This is a genomic window from Saccharopolyspora sp., from assembly GCF_017434145.1.
GTDB lineage: Bacteria > Actinomycetota > Actinomycetes > Mycobacteriales > Pseudonocardiaceae > Saccharopolyspora_C > Saccharopolyspora_C galaxeae.
This window is the reverse complement of the sequence record NZ_JAFRFW010000951.1, coordinates 1-2,874: the sequence shown is the minus strand read 5'-3', so window position 1 is coordinate 2,874 and position 2,874 is coordinate 1. Positions and strand designations below refer to the sequence as shown.

3 protein-coding genes are annotated in these 2,874 nt (G+C 68.9%); all 3 read right to left on the bottom strand.

All coding sequences use genetic code 11. From position 1 onward, the window contains the following. Positions 1–142 (bottom strand): acyl-CoA carboxylase subunit epsilon (locus tag IJH84_RS29390; RefSeq protein ID WP_367269097.1); only part of this gene is annotated, 142 nt, incomplete at its 3' end. 251 nt (positions 143–393) lie between these two features. Beyond that, positions 394–2,031, bottom strand: coding sequence for an acyl-CoA carboxylase subunit beta (locus tag IJH84_RS25605; protein WP_200070713.1), 1,638 nt, complete (start codon positions 2,029–2,031; stop codon positions 394–396). Positions 2,032–2,324: 293 nt separating this feature from the next. Further along, the coding region (locus tag IJH84_RS25600) for a TetR/AcrR family transcriptional regulator (protein ID WP_295149915.1) at positions 2,325–2,874 on the bottom strand (550 nt) is incomplete at its 5' end.

Below are 2,874 nucleotides of genomic sequence, written 5' to 3'. Positions count from 1 at the left end.
TCAGCGTCGCGGTCAACGCGGCGAGTTCGGTGTCGGTCGGATGCCCGTGCAGGACGCGCAACACCGGCCGGTCGCCCGCACCGGTGCCGTCGTCCTCGCCCTGCACGACGCTGAGCTGCGGGCCCTGCCCTGGGCTGCTCATGGCTGCGGCTCCTTACGGATCATTTCAGTACGATTTTTGGTCTTCGTTTTGTCAGCGGCGTAGCCGCTGAGCGGCGACCATGTACGCAGCCGGACCACCGGCGGGTTCTCAGCGGCTTCCTCGCGAGGACAGCGATTTCGCCGCGTAGGGAGCTACGTCAGAAATCGATCCCACAGCGAGGAAGCCGCTGAGGTTCCGCTACCGGCACCGCTACGCAAATCATTCCGAAAGGACTCCTCGAGGTCGGTTGCTCACAGCGGGATGTTGCCGTGCTTCTTGGCGGGCAGGGACTCCCGCTTGTCGGCCAGCATCCGCAGCGACCGGGCCAGGTGGCCGCGGGTGTGCGACGGCGGGATGACCGAGTCGACGTAGCCGCGTTCGGCCGCGACGTAGGGGTTGCAGAGGGTGTCCTCGTACTCCTGCTGCAGCTGCGCCCGCAGCGCCTCGACGTCCTCGCCCTTCTCCTCGGCCTCGGCGAGCTGGCGCCGGTAGAGGATGTTCGCCGCGCCCTGCGCGCCCATCACCGCGATCTGCGCGGTCGGCCACGCCACGTTGATGTCCGCGCCGAGGTGCTTGGAGCCCATCACGTCGTAGGCGCCGCCGTAGGCCTTGCGCATGATCACGGTGACCAGCGGGACGGTCGCTTCCGCGTAGGCGTATAGCAGTTTCGCGCCGCGCCGGATGATGCCGTTCCACTCCTGCCCGGTGCCCGGCAGGAACCCCGGCACGTCCACGAACGTCACGACCGGGATGTTGAAGGCGTCGCAGGTGCGCACGAACCGGGCGGCCTTCTCGCTGGCGTCGATGTCCAAGGTGCCGGCCAGCTGGGTCGGCTGGTTGGCGACCACGCCGACGCTGCGGCCCTCGACCCGGCCGAAGCCGACCACGATGTTCGGTGCGAACAGCGCCGAGACCTCCAGGAAGTCCCCGTCGTCGAGCACTCGGGAGAGCACTTCGTGCACGTCGTAGGGCTGGTTCGGCGAGTCCGGGACGAGCGTGTCCAGTTCCCGGTCCGCCTCGGTGACGCCCTCCGCGATCGAACCGGCCTCCGCCTCGGCGTCGAACACCGGCGGTTCGGCGAGGTTGTTCGCGGGCAGGTAGGACAGCAGTTCCTTGACGTAGTCGATGCCGTCCTGCTCGTCGGAGGCCAGGTAGTGCGCGTTGCCGGAGGTCGAGTTGTGCGTGCGCGCCCCGCCCAGCTCCTCGAAGCTGACCTCCTCACCGGTGACGGTCTTGATCACGTCCGGGCCGGTGATGAACATGTGCGAGGTCTGGTCGACCATCACGGTGAAGTCGGTGATCGCCGGGGAGTACACCGCGCCGCCCGCGCACGGGCCCACCACCAGCGAGATCTGCGGCACCACGCCGGAAGCGTGCGTGTTGCGCTTGAAGATCTCCGCGTACAGGCCCAGCGCGGCCACGCCTTCCTGGATGCGGGCGCCGCCGGAGTCGTTGATGCCCACCAGCGGGCAGCCGGTCTTGAGCGCCAGGTCCATCACCTTGACGATCTTCTCGCCGAAGACCTCGCCGAGCGATCCGCCGAAGACCGTGAAGTCCTGCGAGAAAACGCAGATCTTGCGCCCGTCGACGGTGCCGTAGCCGGTGACCACGCCGTCGCCGTAGGGCCGGTTCTCGTCCATGCCGAAGTTCGTCGAGCGGTGCCGCGCGTGCTCGTCGATCTCCACGAACGAACCCGGGTCCAGCAGCAGGTCGACGCGCTCACGGGCGGTGAGCTTGCCCTTGGCGTGCTGGCGCTCGATGGCGCGTTCCGAGCCCGCGTGCACCGCCTCGTGGTTGCGCCGGTACAGATCCGCCAGCCGGCCGGCGGTGGTGTGGATGTCCGGCTCCTCGGCCGGCGGCACGCCCACCGGTTCCGTCGCGCTGCTCATCGCTGATGCGACCCTGCCATTCCTTCGTCCTGGGCAGGCCCTGCCGCCGTGGGCAAGTCCTGCGCAACTTGCGCCGTCGTGGCCATTCGCCGCGGAACCTCTCCCCTGACGGGTGCGCGGTCGCGCCGCTGCCTGCGACGCGGTACCTGCGGGTCCCGATCGGGGAGGTTAGTGCGGCCGAATCTTCGGAGTCAACCGACAAGTGAGTACGGCATACCCTCGAAGCAGTACCAAAAGACCTCGAAAACAGGGGTGGCGCCCGCGAAAAGTGAACGCCCCCTAGCAGAGCGCGCTCAAGTTCCGGTAGTGAGCATCAGGGCGGCCCCGACCTGCCGGACCGCCTCCGGAGTGCGCACCGTCCCGGTGCGCGCCATGTCGTTGGCCAGCGTCAGCGTGGCCTGCACGAGGACGCGGGCGGTGGCCGCGTCCAGCTCAGGGCGGATCTCGCGCAGCAACGAGACCCATTCCGAGACGTATTCGCGCTGGGTCTGCCTGGCGCGGTGCCGCTCGTGATCGGGCAAGTGGCCCACCTCCCCCACCAGCAGCTCGATGAAGCCGCCGTGATCGAGCGCGAAGGTGATGTAGGACCACAGCAGCGCCCGCAGCGCCTCCTGCGGGTCCGGTTCGCGCACCAGGGTGCGGCCCAGGTCGATCTCCAGCCACGCCGAGCCGCGAGTGATCACCGCGGCCAGCAGCTCCTGCTTGCTGGCGAAGTGGTTGTACACGCTGGGCCCGGAGATGCCGACTTCCGCGCCGATCTCCTCGGTGGTCACCGCGTCGTAGCCGCGTTCGGCGAACAGCCGCGTCGCGGCCGAGAGCAGCTGGCGCCGCCGGGACGCTCCG

What these genes read in the sequence shown, in the direction of transcription:
- IJH84_RS25605 (WP_200070713.1), bottom strand. Translation starts at nt 2,031, where the DNA reads ATGAGCAGCGCGACGGAACCGGTGGGCGTGCCGCCGGCCGAGGAGCCG.